This window comes from Picosynechococcus sp. PCC 11901 (assembly GCF_005577135.1).
Taxonomy (GTDB): Bacteria; Cyanobacteriota; Cyanobacteriia; order Cyanobacteriales; family MRBY01; genus MRBY01.
Map to the genome: position 1 here is coordinate 1,765,458 of NZ_CP040360.1, position 20,561 is coordinate 1,786,018.

Annotated in this window: 20 protein-coding genes and 1 tRNA gene; 11 read left to right on the forward strand and 10 right to left on the reverse strand. The window is 50.7% G+C overall.

The features are described from left to right. Positions 1–180: 180 nt before the first annotated feature. Positions 181–974 (forward strand): IS5 family transposase gene (locus FEK30_RS09590; RefSeq protein ID WP_138073045.1). Its coding sequence is split into 2 segments (ribosomal slippage): positions 181–514 and positions 514–974, totalling 795 coding nucleotides; the frame shifts between segments, so codons are not numbered across the junction. A gap of 389 nt (positions 975–1,363) precedes the next feature. Here FEK30_RS09590 and FEK30_RS09595 read toward each other — a convergent pair. Continuing rightward, on the reverse strand, positions 1,364–2,287 hold the full coding sequence (locus FEK30_RS09595) for an RluA family pseudouridine synthase (RefSeq protein WP_138073068.1): 924 nt from the start codon (positions 2,285–2,287) through the stop codon (positions 1,364–1,366). 192 nt (positions 2,288–2,479) lie between these two features. Between FEK30_RS09595 and FEK30_RS09600 the strand changes: the two genes are divergently transcribed. The 3 genes from FEK30_RS09600 (at position 2,480) to FEK30_RS09610 (ending at position 4,717) form a co-directional block, all read left to right on the forward strand. Then, positions 2,480–2,575 (forward strand): photosystem II reaction center protein T, encoded by a 96-nt coding sequence (locus FEK30_RS09600; RefSeq protein WP_012306584.1) that lies wholly within the window; start codon positions 2,480–2,482, stop codon positions 2,573–2,575. Positions 2,576–2,757: 182 nt separating this feature from the next. Next, the gene (gene nrdR / locus FEK30_RS09605) at positions 2,758–3,303 is read left to right on the forward strand and encodes a transcriptional regulator NrdR (protein WP_012306583.1); all 546 of its coding nucleotides are present in this window, start codon (positions 2,758–2,760) and stop codon (positions 3,301–3,303) included. A 433-nt stretch (positions 3,304–3,736) separates the two neighbouring features. Then, a complete protein-coding gene (locus tag FEK30_RS09610; protein ID WP_012306582.1) occupies positions 3,737–4,717 on the forward strand; it encodes a 30S ribosomal protein S1 in 981 nt (326 codons plus the stop codon). A 141-nt stretch (positions 4,718–4,858) separates the two neighbouring features. Here FEK30_RS09610 and pgeF read toward each other — a convergent pair whose 3' ends face one another. Beyond that, positions 4,859–5,647, reverse strand: coding sequence for a peptidoglycan editing factor PgeF (gene pgeF, locus FEK30_RS09615; RefSeq protein ID WP_138073069.1), 789 nt, complete (start codon positions 5,645–5,647; stop codon positions 4,859–4,861). Between the two features lie 173 nt (positions 5,648–5,820). On the opposite strand from pgeF, the gene pyrH reads away from it, so the two are divergent. From pyrH to FEK30_RS09630, 3 genes are all read left to right on the forward strand, one after another. Further along, positions 5,821–6,543, forward strand: a complete 723-nt coding sequence (gene pyrH, locus FEK30_RS09620; protein WP_012306580.1) for a UMP kinase — start codon at positions 5,821–5,823, stop codon at positions 6,541–6,543. Beyond that, positions 6,530–7,078: a ribosome recycling factor gene (gene frr, locus FEK30_RS09625; RefSeq protein ID WP_012306579.1), complete on the forward strand. Its 549-nt coding sequence runs from the start codon at positions 6,530–6,532 to the stop codon at positions 7,076–7,078. Before pyrH ends, frr begins: the two co-directional genes overlap by 14 nt. A 65-nt stretch (positions 7,079–7,143) precedes the next feature. Then, entirely contained in the window at positions 7,144–7,419 is a 276-nt protein-coding gene (locus tag FEK30_RS09630; protein WP_065716154.1) for a DUF6439 family protein, read from the forward strand. Here FEK30_RS09630 and FEK30_RS09635 read toward each other — a convergent pair. Both FEK30_RS09635 and FEK30_RS09640 read right to left on the reverse strand, forming a co-directional pair. Beyond that, a complete protein-coding gene (locus tag FEK30_RS09635; protein ID WP_012306577.1) occupies positions 7,416–9,944 on the reverse strand; it encodes a mannose-1-phosphate guanyltransferase in 2,529 nt (842 codons plus the stop codon). The genes FEK30_RS09630 and FEK30_RS09635 overlap by 4 nt on opposite strands. 252 nt (positions 9,945–10,196) lie before the next feature. Then, positions 10,197–10,273 (reverse strand) — tRNA-Met (locus FEK30_RS09640). Positions 10,274–10,474: 201 nt separating this feature from the next. Between FEK30_RS09640 and FEK30_RS09645 the strand changes: the two genes are divergently transcribed. From FEK30_RS09645 to ruvX, 3 genes are all read left to right on the forward strand, one after another. Further along, positions 10,475–11,329, forward strand: a complete 855-nt coding sequence (locus FEK30_RS09645) for a hypothetical protein (RefSeq protein ID WP_138073070.1) — start codon at positions 10,475–10,477, stop codon at positions 11,327–11,329. Between the two features lie 83 nt (positions 11,330–11,412). Then, a complete protein-coding gene (locus tag FEK30_RS09650) occupies positions 11,413–12,600 on the forward strand; it encodes a GNAT family N-acetyltransferase (RefSeq protein WP_012306575.1) in 1,188 nt (395 codons plus the stop codon). Between the two features lie 9 nt (positions 12,601–12,609). Further along, on the forward strand, positions 12,610–13,044 hold the full coding sequence (gene ruvX / locus FEK30_RS09655) for a Holliday junction resolvase RuvX (RefSeq protein WP_138073071.1): 435 nt from the start codon (positions 12,610–12,612) through the stop codon (positions 13,042–13,044). A gap of 130 nt (positions 13,045–13,174) precedes the next feature. Here ruvX and FEK30_RS09660 read toward each other — a convergent pair whose 3' ends face one another. The 4 genes from FEK30_RS09660 to FEK30_RS09675 all read right to left on the reverse strand — a co-directional run bounded on the left by FEK30_RS09660 (position 13,175) and on the right by FEK30_RS09675 (position 16,653). Next, complete coding sequence (locus FEK30_RS09660; protein ID WP_138073072.1) at positions 13,175–13,615, reverse strand: Tery_1686 family protein; 441 nt, start codon at positions 13,613–13,615, stop codon at positions 13,175–13,177. Between the two features lie 119 nt (positions 13,616–13,734). Next, the gene (gene hflX, locus FEK30_RS09665; protein ID WP_181445693.1) at positions 13,735–15,423 is read right to left on the reverse strand and encodes a GTPase HflX; all 1,689 of its coding nucleotides are present in this window, start codon (positions 15,421–15,423) and stop codon (positions 13,735–13,737) included. A 57-nt stretch (positions 15,424–15,480) separates the two neighbouring features. After that, positions 15,481–15,948 carry a surface-adhesin E family protein gene (locus FEK30_RS09670; RefSeq protein ID WP_138073073.1) on the reverse strand — a complete coding sequence of 156 codons (468 nt, stop codon included), beginning with the start codon at positions 15,946–15,948 and terminating at the stop codon, positions 15,481–15,483. A 129-nt stretch (positions 15,949–16,077) separates the two neighbouring features. After that, positions 16,078–16,653, reverse strand: a complete 576-nt coding sequence (locus FEK30_RS09675) for a TerD family protein (RefSeq protein WP_062433111.1) — start codon at positions 16,651–16,653, stop codon at positions 16,078–16,080. 19 nt (positions 16,654–16,672) lie between these two features. Between FEK30_RS09675 and lpxD the strand changes: the two genes are divergently transcribed. Next, a complete protein-coding gene (gene lpxD, locus FEK30_RS09680) occupies positions 16,673–17,698 on the forward strand; it encodes a UDP-3-O-(3-hydroxymyristoyl)glucosamine N-acyltransferase (protein ID WP_138073074.1) in 1,026 nt (341 codons plus the stop codon). Here the strand turns inward: lpxD and dusB are convergent. Next, entirely contained in the window at positions 17,695–18,795 is a 1,101-nt protein-coding gene (gene dusB / locus FEK30_RS09685; RefSeq protein WP_255447850.1) for a tRNA dihydrouridine synthase DusB, read from the reverse strand. The genes lpxD and dusB overlap by 4 nt on opposite strands. Continuing rightward, entirely contained in the window at positions 18,779–20,533 is a 1,755-nt protein-coding gene (locus FEK30_RS09690; RefSeq protein ID WP_138073075.1) for an EAL domain-containing response regulator, read from the reverse strand. The genes dusB and FEK30_RS09690 overlap by 17 nt, the downstream gene beginning before the upstream one ends. Positions 20,534–20,561: the final 28 nt, after the last annotated feature.

The window sequence follows — 20,561 nt, forward strand, 5'->3', positions numbered from 1 at the left end:
ATTTGCGCCTAGAGTTTTTTTGCAGCCAAATAGTCTTATTTCTGCAATATGCCTTTCAGTCCAGAGAAATTATGTGCTGCTAAGAGGGTGTTTATAAAGTAAAGATAAAGAGAACAGGATTTTTGCCCGTGAAGTCGTTAAGGTCAAGCATAAGCGTAACGACACAGGAGAATAGCACCAATGTCTCAAGCTTCTTACCCCAGTGACCTGACCGATGCAGAATGGGCTTTACTAGAACCCTTGATTCCTGCTCCAAAGTCCGGCGGTCATCCACGTACTACTGATATGCGACAGGTCTGCAATGGGATTTTCTATCTCCTCAAAACCGGTTGTCAATGGGCCTATCTGCCCAAGGACTTTCCTCCCTCCTCCACGGTGTACTACTACTATCGCAAATGGCAGAGGCAGGGAGTTTGGGAAAACATCAACCATGCTTTGCGGACTCGCTGCCGTCAAGCAGTGGGGAAAACCCCAGAACCTAGCGTCCTGATTGCCGATAGCCAATCGGTCAAGACGACAGAAAAAAGGGCGATGTCTATGGCTTCGATGGCGGGAAACAGGTCAAAGGAAGACGGAGAAACTTGCTAGTCGACAGTTTAGGGTTACTTTACAAAGTGATGGTCTCCGAGGGAAATAGCTCAGAACGAACCTTTGCCCTTGCTGCAGTGATGGAGCTAAGGGAGCAGCAACAGCAGATGTTGAAGCGATTGCGGTTGATGTGGGTAGATGCTGGATATCGAGGAGGACGCTTTGCCTTAAGTCTCTGGTTAATGGTGCAAGCCAAGGTGGAAGTGATTAGCAGAAACAGTAAAGAATTCATGGTACTCCCGAAGCGTTGGATTGTTGAACGTACATTTGGTTGGTTGAATTATTATCGTCGCCTTAGTAAAGACTATGAGCAATTATCAGAAGTGTCGGAGGCAGGGATTTATGCTTCCATGAGTCGTCTGATGTTGCGTCGGCTAGTTTCCTAAAGATTTACTTTATAAATGGTCTCTAATAATGTCCCACTTGTATACGAATAAGAAGCTGCTACATAGAGCTTGAGCTTGCGTCTCCCATAATGCTTGCATTGTGTTTGATATCCTTGCCAAGCCAGCTCCTTGTTGGTATACCGCTTCTCACTGACTTTCCCTGACTGATGATAAATCTCTAAAATGTAGATACCATCTTGCTCGTGACTCATTCCCATTGGTCTTACTTTCCCCGATTTCTCCGTAATTACTCTCATATGCTTGAAAGTTTTGATCTATTTACAACTGAAGGCAATATTTCTCTCAAATCCAAGAAAACTCAGTTCATAAAAACTACATCTTAATCCTGATCTTAGGTACAGAATAAGTATTTTGCCCACTTGAACGACCTAATGTCGTTGCCGCAAAAACCGCAATAACTTTTCAAATTCTGGAGGTAAAGGGGCGATCGCCTCGATCGTTTCTCCGGTCACTGGATGTTCGACCATGAGCTTGCGGGCATGGAGTGCTTGGCCCGTGAGTTTGACCTTATCAAATTTATTGCTGGTATAGAGGGGATCCCCGATAATTGGATTGCCCATGTGGGCACTGTGAACGCGGATTTGGTGGGTGCGCCCCGTTTCTAGTTTGTAATAGAGCAGGGAATAATTACCCAGGCGTTCCATGATCTCCCAGTGGGTCACCGCCGGACGCCCCGTTTCATCAACGGCCATTTTTTTGCGATCGCCTTTATGCCGCGCAATCGGTGCCTCAATTGTCCCAGCATCGTTCCGGGGGCAACCGTAGACAATCCCCATATATTCCCGTCTCGCTGTTTTGGTCTTGATTTGCGCCTGTAGATGTTGGTGGGCTTGGTCTGTTTTTGCAATGGCGATCGCCCCGGTCGTGTCCTTATCCAAGCGGTGCACAATGCCAGGCCGCTGTACCCCACCAATACCTGCTAAATTCTCGCCGCAGTGGGCCAACAAACCATGGACAAGGGTGCCGGTATAGTTTCCCGGTGCCGGATGTACCACCATCCCAGCGGGTTTATTAACGATTAAAAAATGCTCATCTTCAAACAAAATATCCAGATCCATTGCCTCCGGTGCGAGGGCCATGGTTGCTGGGGCGGGAATCTTGAGTATTAGGCGATCGCCCACTTTTAATTTTGTCTTTTTCGATTGGCAAGGGGCTTCATTGAGCTGCACTTGACCCTGCTCAATCAACCGTTGCAAACGAGACCGTGATAATTCTGGGAGCTGCTGGGCCAACCATTGATCCAGGCGTTCCCCTGCTCCTTCAACTTTTAATTCTAAAATTTGTTCCGTCATCCCCTAGCTGTGCCTCGAATAGTCTGCAAAAATCTTTTCCCCAAGTCCCCAAGACCCCATATTTTTCCCAAACGGGGCAGAAAACGTTAAAAAACTTAAAATCTCAATTATCAACAAAACCCCAACTGAGGATCCGAACAAAAAAATGTTAAAGTGAAGCAAAAGTTCAAAACCCAAGGATTTTTTAAAAACATGGATAGTGTTGCTTACATTATTGTGCTAGCGATGGCGTTATCGGTTCTCTTTTTCGCGATCGCCTTCCGCGAACCCCCCCGTATCGAAAAATAAACTTTGATTTTCTCATACCAACCTTTGAAGATCATCCCTGAACTAAAGCGAAAAGTTTGTCTTTTGGGGCAGATTTTTTCTTGGTTCAGGCTTTCTCCATTTTCCCCCAATCATTAGGATGCACCGATCAGCGGCTGCCATATTTCGCTCAGATCGGCCAACTTTTTTCTGTTCCAATCGTTATGCAATGCCCCTATTGTCAACATACTGATAGTCGCGTTTTAGAGTCAAGATCCACTGGCGCTGGACGGAGTATCCGTCGTCGTCGGGAATGCCTCAGTTGCAAACACCGTTTCACTACCTACGAGCGGATCGAATTTGTGCCCATCTCTGTGATCAAGCGCAATGGTCAAAGTGAAGCCTTTGATCGCTCTAAAATTTTGCGGGGTATGGTGCGGGCTTGCGAAAAAACAACTGTTTTACCCTCGACCCTAGAGGCGATCGCCGAAGAAATCGAAGCCCAACTCCAACAGAAACCCAAGCGCAGCATTACCACAGCCCAAATTGGGGATTTGGTATTGCATCGGCTCCGCCAAGAAAGTGAAGTCGCCTACGTGCGTTTTGCTTCCGTGTACCGTCAGTTCCAAGGAGTTGATGACTTTATCGAAACCCTCAGTCATCTCCAGGACAACGCCGAGCAAGCCAACCTCTGGATTCAAACCCTCAATGAAGACGAAGAATCAGAAGATCTGACTTCTCCCTCAGTCCTAACGCCCTCTGCAAACTAAATTAAACGAGATTTATTTTGTTGATCCCGTTCCCCTGCAGTGACAGCCGAAAAAATAAGCCTGGGAACTTATGGATCTGCGCCATTTTTTGAGATACTATTGATATCCTGTATCTTAATATATTTAACTTTTACATTTTAAGATATGTACCCTGCCATACTGCCTTGATCGTAGTACGGTTTTTCTTGCTGCTGTAAATTACTTATCAAGATGTCATCAAGCATTCAAATTTGAAGACATCCAAGGCTCCCGTAATTTACCCAAAGCTAGTCGAGGCGATGCTTTCCCATCCCTAGACTATTTCTCCCACCAAACATATGTTATGAAAAAGCCATTTTGGGTTGTGCCTTAAATCCCAAAGGTCGGTCGCGTATCGAGGTTGGAGGTCAGCAACAAAAGTTCAGGAGATTAAACACTAGGAATAGAAACACACATGGTCAGTCAGAACACAGCTACAGTAGATATTGGTTTTACCCATGACGATTTTGCCGCTCTCTTAGACAAATACGATTATCACTTCAGCCCTGGAGATATCGTTCCCGGCACCGTATTTAGTATGGAGCCAAGAGGTGCATTGATCGACATCGGCGCGAAAACCGCAGCATATATTCCCATCCAGGAGATGTCCATTAACCGTGTGGATACTCCCGATGAGGTTCTTCAATCTGACGAAACCCGTGAGTTTTTCATTCTCACCGATGAGAACGAAGATGGTCAGCTTACCCTCTCCATCCGCCGCATTGAATACATGAGAGCGTGGGAACGTGTCCGTCAACTCCAAGCAGAAGATGCGACGGTTCGCTCTTTGGTGTTTGCCACCAACCGTGGTGGTGCTTTGGTGCGTATTGAAGGGTTGCGCGGTTTTATTCCCGGTTCTCACATCAGCACTCGCCAAGCGAAAGAAGATCTCGTCGGCCAGGAACTGCCCCTCAAATTCCTCGAAGTCGATGAAGACCGCAATCGCCTCGTCCTCAGCCACCGTCGGGCGCTGGTTGAGCGGAAGATGAATGGCCTAGAAGTCGGCGAAGTCGTTGTGGGTTCTGTCCGTGGGATCAAACCCTATGGTGCGTTTATTGATATCGGCGGTGTCAGCGGCCTGCTCCACATTTCTGAAATCTCCCACGACCACATTGATACCCCCCACAGCGTCTTCCAGGTGAACGACGAACTGAAGGTAATGATCATTGATCTTGATGCGGAACGGGGTCGGATCTCCTTGTCGACGAAGCAGCTTGAACCCGAACCGGGCGATATGCTCAAGAACCGTGACCTTGTGTTTGAAAAGGCCGAGGAGATGGCAGAGAAGTACCGCGAAAAGCTCCGGGCTGAAGCGGCTGGTCTGACCGTTGAAGATCAAGTGGACGAGAGCGAAGATCTCGATACTGATGATGAATACATGAGTGCAACAGAGTAAGCAGAATAGTTGCGGAAACCAAGTATTTTCTTCTGGGTTCCACAAGCTTTTTCTATAAACTGCACAATTGATTGCAAATTTTAATGATGAAGGGAGGTACTGCAAAGGCCTCTCTTTTTTTATCGAAACTTTCGCTTGGGGTTAGCGGGAGACAATTCCTGACCATTGCACGTTTTTTTGGTTGCTGCGGCGATAGGAAAAGAAATGTTCAGGCTGTTGGTAGGTGCAGTGGGGGGCGATCGCCATTTGCCCAAGATCTAGACCCAACTGCTCAAGCTGTAATTGATTGACGCGACGGACATCAAGGCGCACTTTTTCATGTTCATCATCGGGCAGGATCGGTGAATCCAGGAGATTTTCCAAGGCGAGGAGCATCCCATCGAGATCATCTGCAAGATCCTGCAAGCCTAAACTGACTCCCATCTCGACGGCAACATCGGTGGAGACTTGGTAAACTTCGCCACTGATGGCCGGGCCAAGGGCAACTAGTAAATCTTTTATTTCAGAACCCGCATCGAGAAACTTTTGAATCGCTTCGGGGATAATTCGTTTTGCTGTACCCCGCCAGCCCGCATGGATGGCTGCCACTTGTCCGGTGCGGCGATCGCCAATGAGTGCTGGCGTACAATCTGCTGTGGCGACAAAAACCGCCTGTTGGGAAGCCGTTGAAACAATCCCATCCGCTGGCGAAAAATGCTCCCCTTCCCAATTAATTTCGTGGGGTGTGAGGACGGTATTGCCGTGGACTTGCTTAACGCGATAGGCCGACAGCTCAGGGTGAAAGATTTTCACAAGATTTTCTGGCAGTTCCGGGGCAAAAGCTTGGGTAAAAAAGCCATGGTGCCAAGGCTCTAACAGCTCACAGGTTAAATAGGGCCGCCCTTCCCATTCTTGCCAATGCCATTGATCTGCGGCGGTGACTGTGCCCATTGCCGTTGCTCCAGTGATAATTTTTGATTTAGATTCACTTTAATAATCTAAATGGTAATAAAAAATAAAATACTTTTTCAGGGCGCAAAGTTTTCTTGGGTCGGGCCGCAATTTCCGAAAAGCTGCTATTTTAATGGAGGCAAAACGCGAGTTAGATAGGAACGGGACAACCGATGGCGTACCAACGTGTTCTTTTAAAGCTGAGTGGTGAGGCTCTGATGGGGGATCTCGGTTACGGGATTGACCCGCAAATCGTATCAGACATCGCCAAAGAAATTGCGGAAGTTGTCTCCAGCGGTGTGCAAATTGTGATCGTGGTTGGCGGTGGCAATATTTTCCGTGGGGTACAGGCTTCGGCTAAAGGGATGGATCGGGCCACGGCAGATTATATCGGCATGATCGCGACGGTGATGAATGCGATGACCCTCCAGGATGCCCTCGAACAAATCGATATTCCGACCCGAGTCCAAACGGCGATCGCCATGCAGGAGGTCGCAGAACCCTATATCCGGCGACGGGCCATCCGGCATTTAGAAAAAGGTCGGGTAGTGATTTTTGGCGCAGGCTCCGGGAATCCCTTCTTTACCACCGATACCACCGCTGCCCTGAGGGCCGCCGAAATTGACGCCGAAGTGATCTTCAAAGCCACCAAAGTTGATGGGGTTTACGACAGCGATCCAGCGAAAAATCCCGCAGCAAAACGCTATGAAAGCTTGACCTATGCCCACGTTCTCGCCAATGATTTAAGGGTAATGGATGGGACGGCGATCGCCCTTTGCAAAGAAAACGACATCCCGATTATGGTGTTTAATCTATTTGAGAAAGGTAACATCGTCCGTGCCGTTAAAGGTGAACCAGTTGGAACAATCGTGGGAGGTTCCTGTGCAGTTAAGTGAACTTAGAGAAAATATGCAAAAGACCATTGAGGCAACCCAGCGGTCTTTTAATACGCTCCGGACAGGGAGAGCCAGCGCCTCCCTCCTCGACCGGATTACGGTGGAATATTACGGTGCAGAAACTCCCCTAAAATCGTTGGCGAGTATTTCGACACCCGACTCCAGCACTATCATGATCCAACCCTTTGATCGGGGTAGTTTGAGTGATGTGGAGCGGGCCATTTCCATGTCCGATTTGGGTCTGACCCCCAACAATGATGGGACAAATATCCGCTTAAATATTCCCCCGTTAACGAAGGAGCGCCGTCAAGAATTGGTCAAAACGGCGGGAAAATTAGCTGAAGAAGGAAAAGTGGCCCTCCGCAATATTCGTCGTGATGCCATTGATGATGTGCGCAAACAGGAGAAAAATAGCGACATTTCCGAGGATGAATCTCGTAGCTTACAGGACGATATCCAGAAGGTGACGGACGAGTTTACGACAAAAATCGATGACCTGCTCAAGATCAAAGAAAAAGACATTATGACGGTCTAGGGTATCGGGGTTTACCATGGTAAACCCCGACATTTTTATATATTCGCAATTAATGGGTTTTTGTGATGGGTAATGTTTTAACGTCTGATTTAACGCAAATCGATAGCCTTGAATTGGCACAGGCCCTCGCTGCAAAGTTGGCGATCGCCCCTAATGATTGGCACAGATTAAAAGGCAACCGTAAAGTCCAAGCCCAACAACATTTATCTGCGGCTCTGGTTTTTTTGTTGAATGACAATCCCGCCGCCGCCCTGCAACATCTAGAACAGGCCCAAGGATGGTTAGACCGGACAATCTCCGCGCCCCCTTGTCCCGACCATGGTCGTAAAACCGCGTCCTAAAATTCCGGCATATCGCCGTTTTGTTCCCGTTCGATGAAGCTCTGCACTTTGTGGCGATAATCCCGCAAGGATTCTTCGACCCATTCCCGGCTTTCACTGTTGACGTAAATATGTACTAATGGTTCCCCAGCGTCGGGCAGCACCAGCACCCAGTTATCCGAAACCGGATCAATAATTTTGACGCCATCGATCAACACCAGGCGATCGCTCTCATGGATTTCGACCAAGTGCCGCATTAAAGCCCCCTTTACCCGCCAGGGACAACGCATCGTGTAAGACTTGTGGAAAACGATTGGTAATTCTGCCCGAATTTGACCGAGCGATCGCTCTTGGATGGTCAACATCTCAATTAATTTGGCGATCGTAAACATCGCATCAAAGCCAGGGTGCAGCTCCGGGAAAATAAAACCCATGTCTCCACTTCCCCCTAACACCACATGGGGATTATTCCGGCAGGCTTCCATGAGGGCTGTGGGGTTGGCCTTGGTGCGGATCACATGGCCATCATGGCGGCGGGCAATTTGTTCTACAGCACTCGACGCATAGATGGGCACCACGACGGAACTGCGTGGACTGGCCGTGAAGAGAATGCTTGTCAGCAAAGCCGTGAGGCGTTCCCCATAAATAGATAGTCCCGATTCATCGACGAGGGTGAGTTGTTCCCCGTTGGCGGCAACCTGTACTCCCATGCTGGCGCGTAGGGCTTCTACCACATGGCCCAACTGCAACAGTAGGGATTCTTTCTCTTGGCCCACGGGGGAATTTTGCTTGAGACTAGCGTTGAGGACAACGGCATCACAGCTAAATTTATTCAAAATAGTCGGCAAAACAGCACCAGACACAGCATAGGCATAATCAATGACCACCTTCGAGCCGCTATTCATCAAGGCACCAATATTGAGGTGATCTTCAAAGCGCTGACTATATTGCTCAATAATTTGCGCCGGACAGGACATTTCGCCAATTTCGGCGATCGCCACCCGTCTTAAATCCTCTTTAAAATAAACCCCCTCAATTTTCTTTTCCTTCGCCTTAGAAATATTGATTCCTTGGCTGTCGAGAAATTCAATTAGCAGATGATCCGACCGTTCCGGGTGGAGCCGCACATGAATTCCCCCTTCCACATCTAGAATATTCGCCATGGTCCGGGCGATGGGAATTGCTGTGGCCTGGAGATTTTGCACGCCAATCCCCGCCGACATTAACCCCGCAATCAAGGAACGACTCACCATCCGCGAGACACTGCGCTGATCCCGCGACACTAGCACCATCGAGCCGATTTTTAAGGTCGAACCGTAGGCTGCCCCCAGCTTGACGGCAAATTCGGGGGTGATATCAATATTGGCGAGGCCAGAAACCCCCCGCTGACCAAACAGATTCCGCTGGGCTGTGCTGCCCCAGATGAGGTTGATATTCACAATCGCCCCCGCCTCAATCCGTTTATTGGGCCAGATCCGCACGCCGGTACCAATGTGGGCTTCTTCTTCCACGGTGGATAATGCCCCCACCACAGCCCCTTCTAAAATGTGGGCGCGGCGATCGACTCGGCTTCCCCGCACCACCGTACAGGCCCGCAACTGCACTTCATCGCCCAAGACCACGCCGTTCCAGAGAATAGGACGTTTGAGGTCAGAATCGGCACCGACGGTCACGTTATCGCCAATGACCGTACCGGGTTCAATGTGAACTCTAGCCCCAATGCGGCAGTTATCACCAATCATCGCCGGGGGGGAGATCGTCGCACTGTCGTCAATAAAGGTATTGTGGCCAATCCAAATCCCAGGCGATCGCTCTTCATAGGAATATTCCACATGGACTTTTCGGGCGAGGGCATCGTATTGGGCTTTACGGTAGGCATCAAGGTGTCCAACATCGCACCAATAGCCATCGGCAATGTAGCCATACATCGGTTCTCCCCGGTCGAGGAGCAGTGGAAAGAGATCCTTCGAGAAGTCGCATTCTTCGTTTTCCGGGAGATATTTCAGCACCTCTGGTTCGAGGATGTAAGTGCCTGTGTTGACGGTATCGGAAAAAATTTCACTGGTGGAGGGTTTTTCAAGGAAGCGACTAATTTGTCCGTTTTCTTCGGTGATGACGACACCAAACTCAACGGGATTGGGAACACGGGTAAGAACCAGGGTCGCCTTGGAACCTTTTTCACGGTGGAAGGCGATCGCCGCCGCGAGATCAAAATCCGTAATGCTATCCCCACTAATCACCACAAAGGTTTCGGTAAGCAGTTCTTCGACATTTTTGACGCAGCCCGCCGTCCCTAAAGGTTGCTCTTCTTCTACGGCATAATGCATTTTGACACCAAACTCGTGGCCATCCTGAAAATAGTCCCGCATGATGTCCGGTACATAGTGCAGCGTGGCAATCACTTCGGTAATGCGGTGGCGTTTGAGTAGATTAATAATATGCTCGGCAATGGGGCGATTGAGCACTGGCACCATCGGCTTCGGTAAATCACAAGTCAGGGGACGCAACCTTGTCCCAGCACCACCTGCCATTAAAACTGCACGCATAAAAAATCTCCGCTGTACCGCAATATCAAAATACGCGGCGGACTCAGCCAAAAAATTCCCTGGGCGATGTCGCGATCAAAGAAGTTCTCTGGTTGTCCCGCTGCCTCTCTTACTTTGGCATTGTATTGTGGAGTTCTCGGTTTGACGGCAATGGTTCGCTAACAAGAGACAATCTTTAAAATTAGAATGCTCAATACTGCCTAAAACAACAAAACCCCACCCGGAGGTGAGGCATTGCTTTCTGATTCGATTTGGTGGCGGGAGGCGGATTTGAACCACCGACCTTCGGGTTATGAGCCCGACGAGCTACCAGACTGCTCTATCCCGCGGCGCTTTTACTAGCATAAACCCCCTAAAGAAAAATGGCAACCCCCCAGGAAAGATTCTTGGGGATCTGGAGAAATCTTCACCAGTGAAACGAGCAAGAACCAGCTTTTGGCAAAACAATCAACGGGGGAAGGCGATCGCCTAAAATGGGGACGCAGATTTTCTGCTGCTGTGTGATGTTTTGTAATTTTTTGGCGTAACCCATGAGCCAAGCTGATCCCCAAGCTTCCCTGAGCCGTCTCAAACAAACCCTAGCCCAACTGCAACAGGTAGTCGCCGACCTGGAAACAGGGACTAGCCAAATTCCAACGGCGGCCCTCGATACCCTGAGCACCGACACAGAAAATTTGATTCGGCAACTACAGCAGCAACCGGAAGCGGCGATTAATCCTGTGGTAGAAGTCCCTGCGAATACCCCTGGAGTTGAAGTACCGACTACCCCCGTCCCAAAAGTTAAGCCCCGGCGTGTTGAACCAGTTCCCCAACGTCCCCGACGTAAGCCCTGGTGGCAACAACAGAAACTTTGGCTGGGTGCCGCCACAGCGGCGATCGCCTTTATTTTTCTCTGGAAATTCACGACCCAAACGCCCCAACTCAGCGAAGATATTGCCCAATCCCCCCCCACTGAACCCACCGAAGAAGTAGCCCCAGAGACCCCCCAACCGGAAACACCAACCCAAGCGCCCAAAGTTTCAGAGCCAGCCCCAGCCGCCAGCGCAGAACCCCCCAAACCCCTGACCCCAGAACAGCGCCTGATCGCGGCAATCCAGGCCCAGTTAGATGAAGTTACCCAACCCTATGGGGACAACATTGTGCGCACGATCCAGGCGGATTTTGACACCAATACCCTGCGGATTACGGTGGGTGATGCTTGGTATCTCTTGCGAGAAGGACTTCAGGATCGCCTCGGTATGGAGGTTTTAGACCTAGCCCAGTTGCTCGATTTTAAAAAGATGGTTGTGGAAGATTTAGCAGGAAATTTCGTGGCGCGGAATCCGGTCGTGGGCGATCGCCTTGTGATTGTGCGGCGCTATCAAGATTTCCAGGGGGAAAGCTGAAGCTAAGTCTGAGTCGGTGCATTCAGCCCATAAACCCGTTAAGATAGGGGCAACAGCGGACTGAATTGGGGACAATACTGACCATGACAGCGGGAATGAGCAAACAAGGCAAAGTATCCATCCGGCCAGTACAGTATCGAGATCTCACGGCGATCGCCAATTTTGCCAGCGAAGCGGATCTAGATGGGCCTTCTCCCCTCGATATGCCCCTTGAGGATCACCTCGAAAATACCAAGAATTTCTACGGCCTCGTTAAGTTACTGAGTTTCTTTCCAAATCCTAATCAGTACAGTTTCCACGGCTATGTGATTGAAGTCGATGGCCAGCTTGTGGGCTTTGTGAAGATTTCCCCCTTCAATTCCTCCCAAAGTACCTGGCGCGTTGAACAGGTAATCATTGATCCCCATTTTCCCAAATTGCAATACCACGGCTCCGCCAGAGACCCCGGTTCAGCCCTGCTCCGTTATTGCTTTGACCATGTTGTCGAAGCCCGCAACTGGGTCTTAGAGGTGAATGTTAATGCCCAACAGACCCTCAGCCTTTACCGTCAAAATGGGTTCCAGCCCCTCGCAAAACTGACCTACTGGGCGATCGCCCCGGAAATTCTCAGTGAATTGGCCCTCCAGGAACCCGCCCTACCCAATTTGATGCCCGTGGGCAATGCCGATGCCCGCTTGCTCTACCAACTCGATACCGCTTCCATGCCGCCAATGCTCAGACAGGTCTTTGATCGCCACGTCCAAGACTTTAAGAGTGCGCCCCTCAGCAATTTAATCTGCCGCGTTAAAAATTGGACGCAGCACGTGGATGTGGTCGAAGGATACGTTTTCGAGCCCCAACGAAAAGCCGCCATCGGTTATTTCGCCGTGCAATTAGCCCACCAAGACCACAAACCCCACCATGGTCGCCTCACGGTACACCCGGCCTACACCTGGCTCTATCCGGAACTGATGATCAAAATGGCCCAGATTGCCCAGATCCGACCAGAACAACCGCTTTTGACCACCTCTACGGATTATCAGCCGGAACGGGAAGAATTTTTTGAAACGGTAGGCGCAACCCCCAGGGAGCATACACTCCTCATGTCTCGCTCAGTGTGGCACAAAGTGCGGGAATCCCAGCCCCTCGAAGCGTTGCAATTATCAGGGGTACTCCAGGGTTTACAGCCGATGCGATCGCCAATTCCCAGTCGCATCCATTGGTTTAAAAATCATCCCAGCCTAAAATTGCCAAAGGAATCACCGCAGCGGGATTTCTTCCCGGAAAATTAGGCACAGCAGATGAAACCAGTGGCAGCATTGGGCCTGGATATTGGCCGTAAACGTATTGGGGTGGCTGGCTGTGATGGTCTGGGGCTGTTGGCGACGGCTTTGACCACCATTCAACGCACCACTTTAGAGGCAGATTTAGCGGCGATCGCCCATTGGATCGAACAGCGCCACATTCAAGTTTTGGTGGTGGGTTTGCCCTATGCCATGGATGGTACCTTGGGAAAACAGGCGAAACAAACCCAAAAATTTGCCCGCAAATTGGCAGAAGCCTTTGGGCTCCCTATTGAGTATGTGGACGAACGGTTAACCTCCGTTGAAGCAGAAAATCAACTCAAGGCTGAAAAACAATATGACCGTCAACAAAAGGGCCTCGTCGATCAGCGGGCGGCCCAAATTATTCTGCAACAGTGGCTAGAAACGAGACAGTGTACCCCGACTTCCTAGGTGACCGTTTATCAAGCCCCCCGGCCCCCAGTTTGGGGGAGATTTTTAGGCAAATCAGTGGGCCAAAGTCCCCCAGTTTGGGGGATTTAGGGGGCCGATCTAGGGATTTATTAATTTTATAAATGATTTCTTAGGTGACAGTATCAGAATTTCCTGAAGCGAACAGTTCAAAGGCTTTTTGGGAAAATCGTTGGAGGCGATCGCACACATCTTGAGCGGGTTGATAGTCGCCGACCAGTTGCCACTGGGCAATGGTTGAGAGCCGCCACGCTTCCCCCTGGTGATTAAAACCCGCCGTTTCAATGCCGATAAAGGTTTGCACTTGATCTAGGGGGTCTGTAAAAAAGCGAATTTGCACCAGCATACTCCGACTTTGGAAACGGGGACTCCAGCCCGGCAGGTGAAAGCCAATATCAATAGAATCAGGATCCATCCATTCACGGGTTTCGGGGTCATTGCGCCAGGGTTTGAGGTCGGCCCTTGCATCGGGGAATTCGGCCCGGAATAAATTTACCACCGAGGCAATTTTCGTCGCCAGCTCAACGCCTAAGGCCCGTTCTGATGCATTCACGTTTAACCTCCTCGGAATCTAGTAGACATATCTCAAGCTTAACGAGTCATGTTCTACGCTAAGGGAGAAATTCGCAGTTTTTTGACAATTGGTTTACAATCTCGCGAAAATTTGTCTCTTTATAGTTGTTTTAGCATCTGGGCAAGCCGTTGCCGCAGCGTTTCAAAACCGAGGCGATCGCCCGCAGAAATATAAACAGCGTGTGGATGGCGCAACTTCGCCTCCTGGAGTGCTTCACTAGAAACTTGATCCAGCTTATTAAAAACCAATAGGGCTTGGGCTGGCATAATCGGCATTTCCCCTAGAATTTTTTCGACGGATTCTAACTGATGCTGCCAGGCAGGATGAGACAGATCCACCACATGAATCAACGCATCGGCTTCGGTGACTTCTTCGAGGGTCGCCCGAAACGCATCCACCAGGGCCGGAGGCAATTCGTGAATAAAACCAACGGTATCCGTTAGTAGAATCGTCTGGGTTTGAAAGGCTTCATCGGTGAGGGTCAAGCGCCGAGTCGTAGGATCGAGGGTCGCGAACAGTTGATCCGCCGCATACACTTCAGCATTGGTGAGGGCGTTAATTAGCGTTGATTTGCCCGCATTGGTATAACCGACAATCGCAAAGGTGGGCACATCCTGCCGTTGCCGCTGACTGCGCATCCGCGAACGGTGGGCTTGCAGTTGATCCACTTCCTTTTGCAAGCGGCTGAGGCGACTTTGGATTGTGCGCCGCTCCGTTTCTAGTTTCGTTTCCCCAGGGCCACGGGTGCCGATACCACCCCCCAAACGGGACATAGCCTGACCCCGACCCACCAAGCGCGGCAACAAATATTCCAATTGCGCCAATTCCACCTGGAGTTTTCCGGCGCGAGACTGGGCCCGCTGGGCAAAAATATCAAGAATCACTTCCGTGCGATCGCAAACCTTTACCCCCAGTTGTCGTTCCAGGTTGCGCCCCTGGGCAGGGGACAGATCCCGGTCAAAGACCACAAGATTCGCGCCGAGGGTTTGTACCTGGAGGGCAATTTCTTCGACTTTCCCGGTACCAACCACGGTTTGGGGATGGGGTGTACTGCGTTTTTGCTCCAGGGTGAGCAGCACTTCCCCCCCGGCGGTATCCACCAAGCGGGCCAGTTCCGTCAGTCGATCCTGGAAAGGGCGATCGCCAATGTCTGATGTTTGTAGACCCACAAGGATCACCCGGTCATGGCTTTGATCCACTTGTTGGGCGGTAAATTCCCGGCGAAATTCCGCCTCTAGCCCTTCAACCAGATCCAAAAAATCCTGTTGAGAAACCTCTTCTAGGGCTTGAGACTCAGAAACAAGCCAATAGGCATGGCTCGGATGGGTCTGGGGCAAGAGGTGAGCCACATAGACATTTTTCACATAGCCAGCGGCACCCCGGCCCCGTTTCGTCGTCCCCGTCCCCGTTAACGTAAAACTCACGAGGGCGTCTAACCGTTGCAGTACCATCGCCGTTAAACTCGATTCCTTGGGCGGTTCATCCTTCGGGCTGGCGGTCAAGCAGCGGATACCCGATAAACGCTCGGCACCATAACGGGGCAATTCTAGGGGGGGAATTTGGGTTTGTCGGGGCGAACCAACCCCCACCCGGATCACCTTGCCGCGTCGGTTGAGATAGACACAAACCGCTTGGTTTAGCTCTGTGCTGAGGGCCGCGATCCGTTGGGCTAATTCTGGAGTTGTGAGGCGATCGCCAGGCACAGCCTGTTGATACAGTCGTTGCAACTGCTTGAGTTGACTACTTTTAAGACCTTTGAGATTACCGTGGATAGTATCGATGGGCAGCTTCCTAGAACGAAATGAATGCTAAATAACCATTAGAATATCGTGTCGAAATGTTTTCTATTCGTCAAGGCGAGGAGCCGTTGCTGTATCGGTGCGACCATTGCCGCAAACAAAGTCTAGGAGGCTAGCTCCCGTCGAACCGGGGGAAACCGTATTCACTTCCCCTTGATCGCCGTAGTTTTTGTAAAAATCAGTGTTTTCGCCGTTGAGGATAAACACCGAAATTTCCCGTAGACGGGTGACCCGCCGGGAGCAGTCCCCAGAATAATAGGCCCGGGCATGGTAGCGCAATTCCTTCGACGTGCTATCGCGGTTGACCGCTTCTACTTCCCACCAAGCAAACGGCCCCTGCCGTCTGATGGTTGTGGGGTTGACGTATAGTTCTTTTTCCATGTACTGGCCGTAGTCTTCGTCGTAGCTGCGACTGGCTACCACCTGTACCAGTTCTGCCTGGGCGACCAGGGGAACCATTAAAATCCCCGTGGTGATCGCCAACGTGCGCCAAAATTTTGAAAAATTACCCATTGCCCGTCCTCCGCAAGGCATCAGCATCAAAGATTGGGGAAGGATTTTGAGGCGATTTTTAATATGCGATCGCCATCTATTCTAATAGCTGGGAACTTCCCCGAATTCCTCAACCAGCAAGCCAAAACACTATTGATAGCGATCGAGCAGCGTTTGTAGGCCCCCTTGGTAACCATCACCCACTGCGTTGAGGCGCCATTCACCCCCTTCGTTAACGACCTCTGCCATAATCAGGGCCGTCTCACTGGAGAAATGTTCCTGGAGCGAGTAGCGTAGTACTTCCGCTTTCGTTTCCACGTTCACCAAGCGCACATAGGCATTTTGCACCTGGCCAAAGTTTTGCCGCCGCGCCTCCCCGTCATAGATCGAAATCGCGACCACAATTGTGGCGACATTTTCCGGCACTTTCCGAAAATCAATGATCATCACCTCATCGTCACCTTCACCGGCCCCCGTGCGATTGTCTCCCATTAATTTGACGGCTTGTTCAGGATCGGGACTCGTCAAGTTATTGTAAAAAATGAAGTGCTGGTCTGAAATGAGCTTGCCATTATTCCCCAGCATAAAAATAGAAGCATCAAGGTCAAAGTCTGCCCCTGTGCCCTGTTGCTTTATATCCCAACCTAAACCAATAAAAGCGGCGGTGAGGCTTGGTGCAGCTTTCTTGAGGGAAATGCCTTGGCCCTTGTTTAGATTAATCGTCATTTTCTATAGCTAAAATTCGATGAACGTTTCTGAATTAATTCAAGTTTTAAAGTCTGATCTCATTATCGATCATTCCCTCGGAAGTGACCCGGAGATTACGGGGGTCGCCGCCATTGATGCCGCAAAATCCCAGGAAATCAGCTACATCGAAGGGGGGAAATTTGCCGCAAGGGTCGATACAACGGCAGCTTCGGCGTTAATCTTGCCAGCGGATGAAGATTTGCAACAACGGGCGACGGCTCGCGGTTTGGCTTGGCTTAGTACTAAGGAACCGCGTTTATTGTTCGCGGCGGCAATCAAGGTCTTTTATCAACCCTTCCGTCCGGCACCGGGGATTCATCCCACCGCCGTTATTGATCCGTCGGTGCAGTTGGGCGAGGCTGTCTCGGTGGGTGCCCATGTGGTGCTTTATCCGGGGGTAAAAATTGGCGATCGCACTTGCATTATGGCCAATGCGGTGATTTATCCCGATGTGGAAATTGGTGCGGATACCTTACTCCATGCCAATTGCACGATCCACGAGCGGGTCAAGATTGGCAATCATTGTGTGATCCACAGCGGCGCAGTGATTGGGGCAGAAGGATTCGGCTTTGTACCCACGGCCCAGGGCTGGTTCAAGATGGAACAGTCGGGAATTGTTGTCCTCGAAGATGGCGTTGAAATTGGCTGTAACAGTGCGGTGGATCGGCCCGCCGTCGGGGAAACGCGCATTAAAACCCAAACCAAACTGGATAATCTCGTCCATGTAGCCCATGGGGGAACCATCGGCTCGAACTGTGCCCTCGCGGCCCAGGTGGGTTTAGCAGGGGGCGTCACCGTCGGGAATAATGTACTCCTTGGGGGTCAGGTGGGGGTCGCGAACCAAGCAGTGATCGGTGATGGGGCGATCGCCACGGCCCAAACCGGGATTAATAATCGGGTCGCCCCTGGGGAAATTGTCTCTGGTAGTCCAGCAGTCCCCAATGCGGTTTACCGGAAAGTCTCGGCCATCTACAAGCGTTTACCGGAAATGTACGAGGTATTTCGTAAACTCAAGAGGGGTTAAATCACCGCCAGTTGGGGCGTTTTGACGGCGGGAATACTGGCTTGGTTTTGTACCTGCTCAATGGCTTCATCCAGGAGGGCCTGACCCTCGGCGACGGTGTTGATTTTGTTAAGGCGATCGCGAAAATCTGCGGCCCCCGGAAAATCGCGGCAATACCAGGTCAAATGTTTACGGGATTGGTAAATGCCCTTTTGTCCTTTGTAGGCCCAAAGTCCATCTAAATGTTCCTTGGCGCACTGGAGCAATTCCACCACGGTTGGTTGGGGCCGCCGTTGTCCCGTTTTAAGGAAATGATCAATTTCGCCGACTAAAAACGGATAACCCAAGGTACCCCGGGAACACATTACCCCATCGGCCCCGGTTTCTTTCAGGCAGGCGATCGCCGCATCCACTGAAAAAATATCGCCGTTGGCAATCACCGGAATCGAGAGGACTTCTTTGACTTTTTTAATCCACTGCCACTGGGCTTTCCCGGTGTAACCCTGGGCCCGGGTGCGACCGTGCACCGTCAGCATTTGCGCTCCGGCATCTTCTAACCGGCGGGCAAAGTCAACAATCACGATTTCAGCATCCCCCCAGCCAATGCGGGTTTTAACGGTCACAGGCACATCGACGGCTTCCACCACTGCCTTAACGATCGCCACCGCAACCTCTGGTTGCCGCAGGAGAGAGCTACCACCTCCTTTGCGGGTAATTTTATTCACCGGACAACCCATGTTGATGTCGATGGTTTGGGCGCCCTCAGCCACGGCTTTTTTCGCTGCTTCCCCCATAAAATCAGGGCGACAGTCAAACAGTTGAATGCTGATCGGCTGCTCCCCTGGGTCAATCTCCATGAGCCTCGGTAAGGTCTGGAGGTGGTGGACTTCCTGGGCGCGCACCATTTCGGTGTACATCATTGAACTGGGGGCGTAGCGACGTACCAGGCGACGAAATACTAGATCCGTGACCCCCGATAGGGGCGCTTGGAGGACACGGCTCTGGAGGGCAACGTTACCAATTTTTAAGGGGCTATCTGGCAGGGAGATTTGGGGCGATCGCCTTGGGTCAGAATTCACTGAATTTACTGGGGCCGTGGTGTTAGGGGTCAGGGGCATCAAAGATTACCGAATCATGGGGAAATATTGTCTTGGACAAGAGTAGCTGTTCTAGTTCTGGGACGCTCATCGGATAGCCCAACAAAAAACCCTGGGCGCGATCGCAGTTGAGTTGCTGCAAACACTCTAATTCTGTCTCGTTTTCAACCCCCTCCGCAATCACTAAGCGTTTCTGTTGGTGGGCCGTGTTAATTAGCGATCGCACCACTGTCTGTTGTGCCGATTTTTGATGGATGTTACGGATTAAGCTGGGGTCTAGTTTGAGGAAATCAAAGGGAAATTTTTTGAGGTAAGTCAAAGAGCTATAACCGAGACCAAAATCATCCAGAACAATTTTGACCCCGAGGGTTTTGATTGCCTTGAGGCGGCGAATGGTTAACGGGGCATTGTCTAAGAGGGTTGACTCCGTGAGTTCTAACACGAGGTTTGCCGGGTTTAAGCCATTTTCAATCAGTAAGTGGCTCAGATCTTGGTGGAAGTGGGGTTGATTAAATTGAGTCACCGAGAGGTTGACCGCCATTTGGAACGTTTGATGGTCTTGGTTTGCCCAGCGGCGGAGCTGACGACAGGCTTGGGTCAGCACAAATTGATCGAGAAGTTCGAGTAAACCGATGGGGTTGGCGATCGCCAAAATTTCCTCAGTCAGAATAGAACCCCTCAGGGGATGTTCCCACCGCAGCAGGGCCTCTGCTCCCACCAGCTCTTTCTCCGTGAGTTGGAATTGGGGCTGATAATGAACCGTTAACTGATGCTGGTAATAGGCATCCCGCAGATCATCGGCTAAATCAATACCCTTAGGGTAACTTTGCGGCGTCATTGCGTTGGCAAATTGATAGCGCGGCTCTCCTAAATTTTGGGCCTGGCGTTGGGCGGCCTGGGCTTTGGCAACCAAATCCCTGAGATTGTTGGCATCCTGGGGATACTCAGCAATCCCTAGGCTCACGGACAGGAAAAACTCCTCGGTGGCAGTGGTTAAAAATTGCTCGAAAGCAGCAAGGATTTCCTGGGCGATCGCCCCGGTATCGGCCTGGACATAGGCGCGATTTAAAACGAGGCAAAATTCCCCAGCCGCCAAACAAATAACTCTTCCTCGCCCTTGGAGCCCTTGATTTAGACGATTGATGATCGCCTGGTTGAGCTGGTCAATTTCCTGGGGTTCGAGGTCAGCACAGATCTGGGCAAACCGTTCAAAGCCAACGACAAATAGCGGTAAAAATGCAGCATCATCCTGCTGGAGGGTCAGGGCGATCGCCTCGAAGGTTTCCTGGAGACTAAAGCGATCGCCGCAATCATTTCTCAGTGCTGGGGGCGTTGTCTGGGGCGCTGCCTTTGGCGATGCATCTGGGGGGCTATAGTGCTGTTGCAAAGAAGATAACTTACTCAACCGGATGGCGATCGCCGACAATAATTCTTCTTTTGTAAATGGTTTTGTTAAATAATCATCCGCTCCCAAACGCATTCCCTGGCGAATGTCCTGTTTTTCCGCCCGGGCCGTTAAAAACACAAAGGGAATCATCGCCGTTGCCGCTTCGGCCTGGAGCTTTTGCAAGACCCCATAACCATCTATCCCCGGCATCATCACATCACAAACAATCAAATCCGGTTGGTGCGCCAGGGCTAACTGCACACCCTGATGTCCCCCGGCGGCTTCTAGGACTGCATATTGCTGCTGCGTTAGGATTTTGCGGATTAGCTTCCGCACAATATCATCATCTTCAATGACTAGAATTGTCGTCATAACAAAATAGGTGATTAGGGTATGGCCC

Coding starts and splice junctions, on each gene's coding strand:
- FEK30_RS09690 (WP_138073075.1), bottom strand. CDS start 20,533: ATGACGACAATTCTAGTCATTGAAGATGATGATATTGTGCGGAAGCTA.
- dusB (WP_255447850.1), bottom strand. CDS start 18,795: ATGCCCCTGACCCCTAACACCACGGCCCCAGTAAATTCAGTGAATTCT.
- ruvX (WP_138073071.1), top strand. CDS start 12,610: ATGAAACCAGTGGCAGCATTGGGCCTGGATATTGGCCGTAAACGTATT.
- FEK30_RS09635 (WP_012306577.1), bottom strand. CDS start 9,944: ATGCGTGCAGTTTTAATGGCAGGTGGTGCTGGGACAAGGTTGCGTCCC.
- FEK30_RS09600 (WP_012306584.1), top strand. CDS start 2,480: ATGGATAGTGTTGCTTACATTATTGTGCTAGCGATGGCGTTATCGGTT.
- FEK30_RS09645 (WP_138073070.1), top strand. CDS start 10,475: ATGAGCCAAGCTGATCCCCAAGCTTCCCTGAGCCGTCTCAAACAAACC.
- FEK30_RS09650 (WP_012306575.1), top strand. CDS start 11,413: ATGACAGCGGGAATGAGCAAACAAGGCAAAGTATCCATCCGGCCAGTA.
- FEK30_RS09610 (WP_012306582.1), top strand. CDS start 3,737: ATGGTCAGTCAGAACACAGCTACAGTAGATATTGGTTTTACCCATGAC.
- nrdR (WP_012306583.1), top strand. CDS start 2,758: ATGCAATGCCCCTATTGTCAACATACTGATAGTCGCGTTTTAGAGTCA.
- FEK30_RS09670 (WP_138073073.1), bottom strand. CDS start 15,948: ATGGGTAATTTTTCAAAATTTTGGCGCACGTTGGCGATCACCACGGGG.
- pyrH (WP_012306580.1), top strand. CDS start 5,821: ATGGCGTACCAACGTGTTCTTTTAAAGCTGAGTGGTGAGGCTCTGATG.
- FEK30_RS09595 (WP_138073068.1), bottom strand. CDS start 2,287: ATGACGGAACAAATTTTAGAATTAAAAGTTGAAGGAGCAGGGGAACGC.
- FEK30_RS09675 (WP_062433111.1), bottom strand. CDS start 16,653: ATGACGATTAATCTAAACAAGGGCCAAGGCATTTCCCTCAAGAAAGCT.
- lpxD (WP_138073074.1), top strand. CDS start 16,673: ATGAACGTTTCTGAATTAATTCAAGTTTTAAAGTCTGATCTCATTATC.
- pgeF (WP_138073069.1), bottom strand. CDS start 5,647: ATGGGCACAGTCACCGCCGCAGATCAATGGCATTGGCAAGAATGGGAA.
- FEK30_RS09630 (WP_065716154.1), top strand. CDS start 7,144: ATGGGTAATGTTTTAACGTCTGATTTAACGCAAATCGATAGCCTTGAA.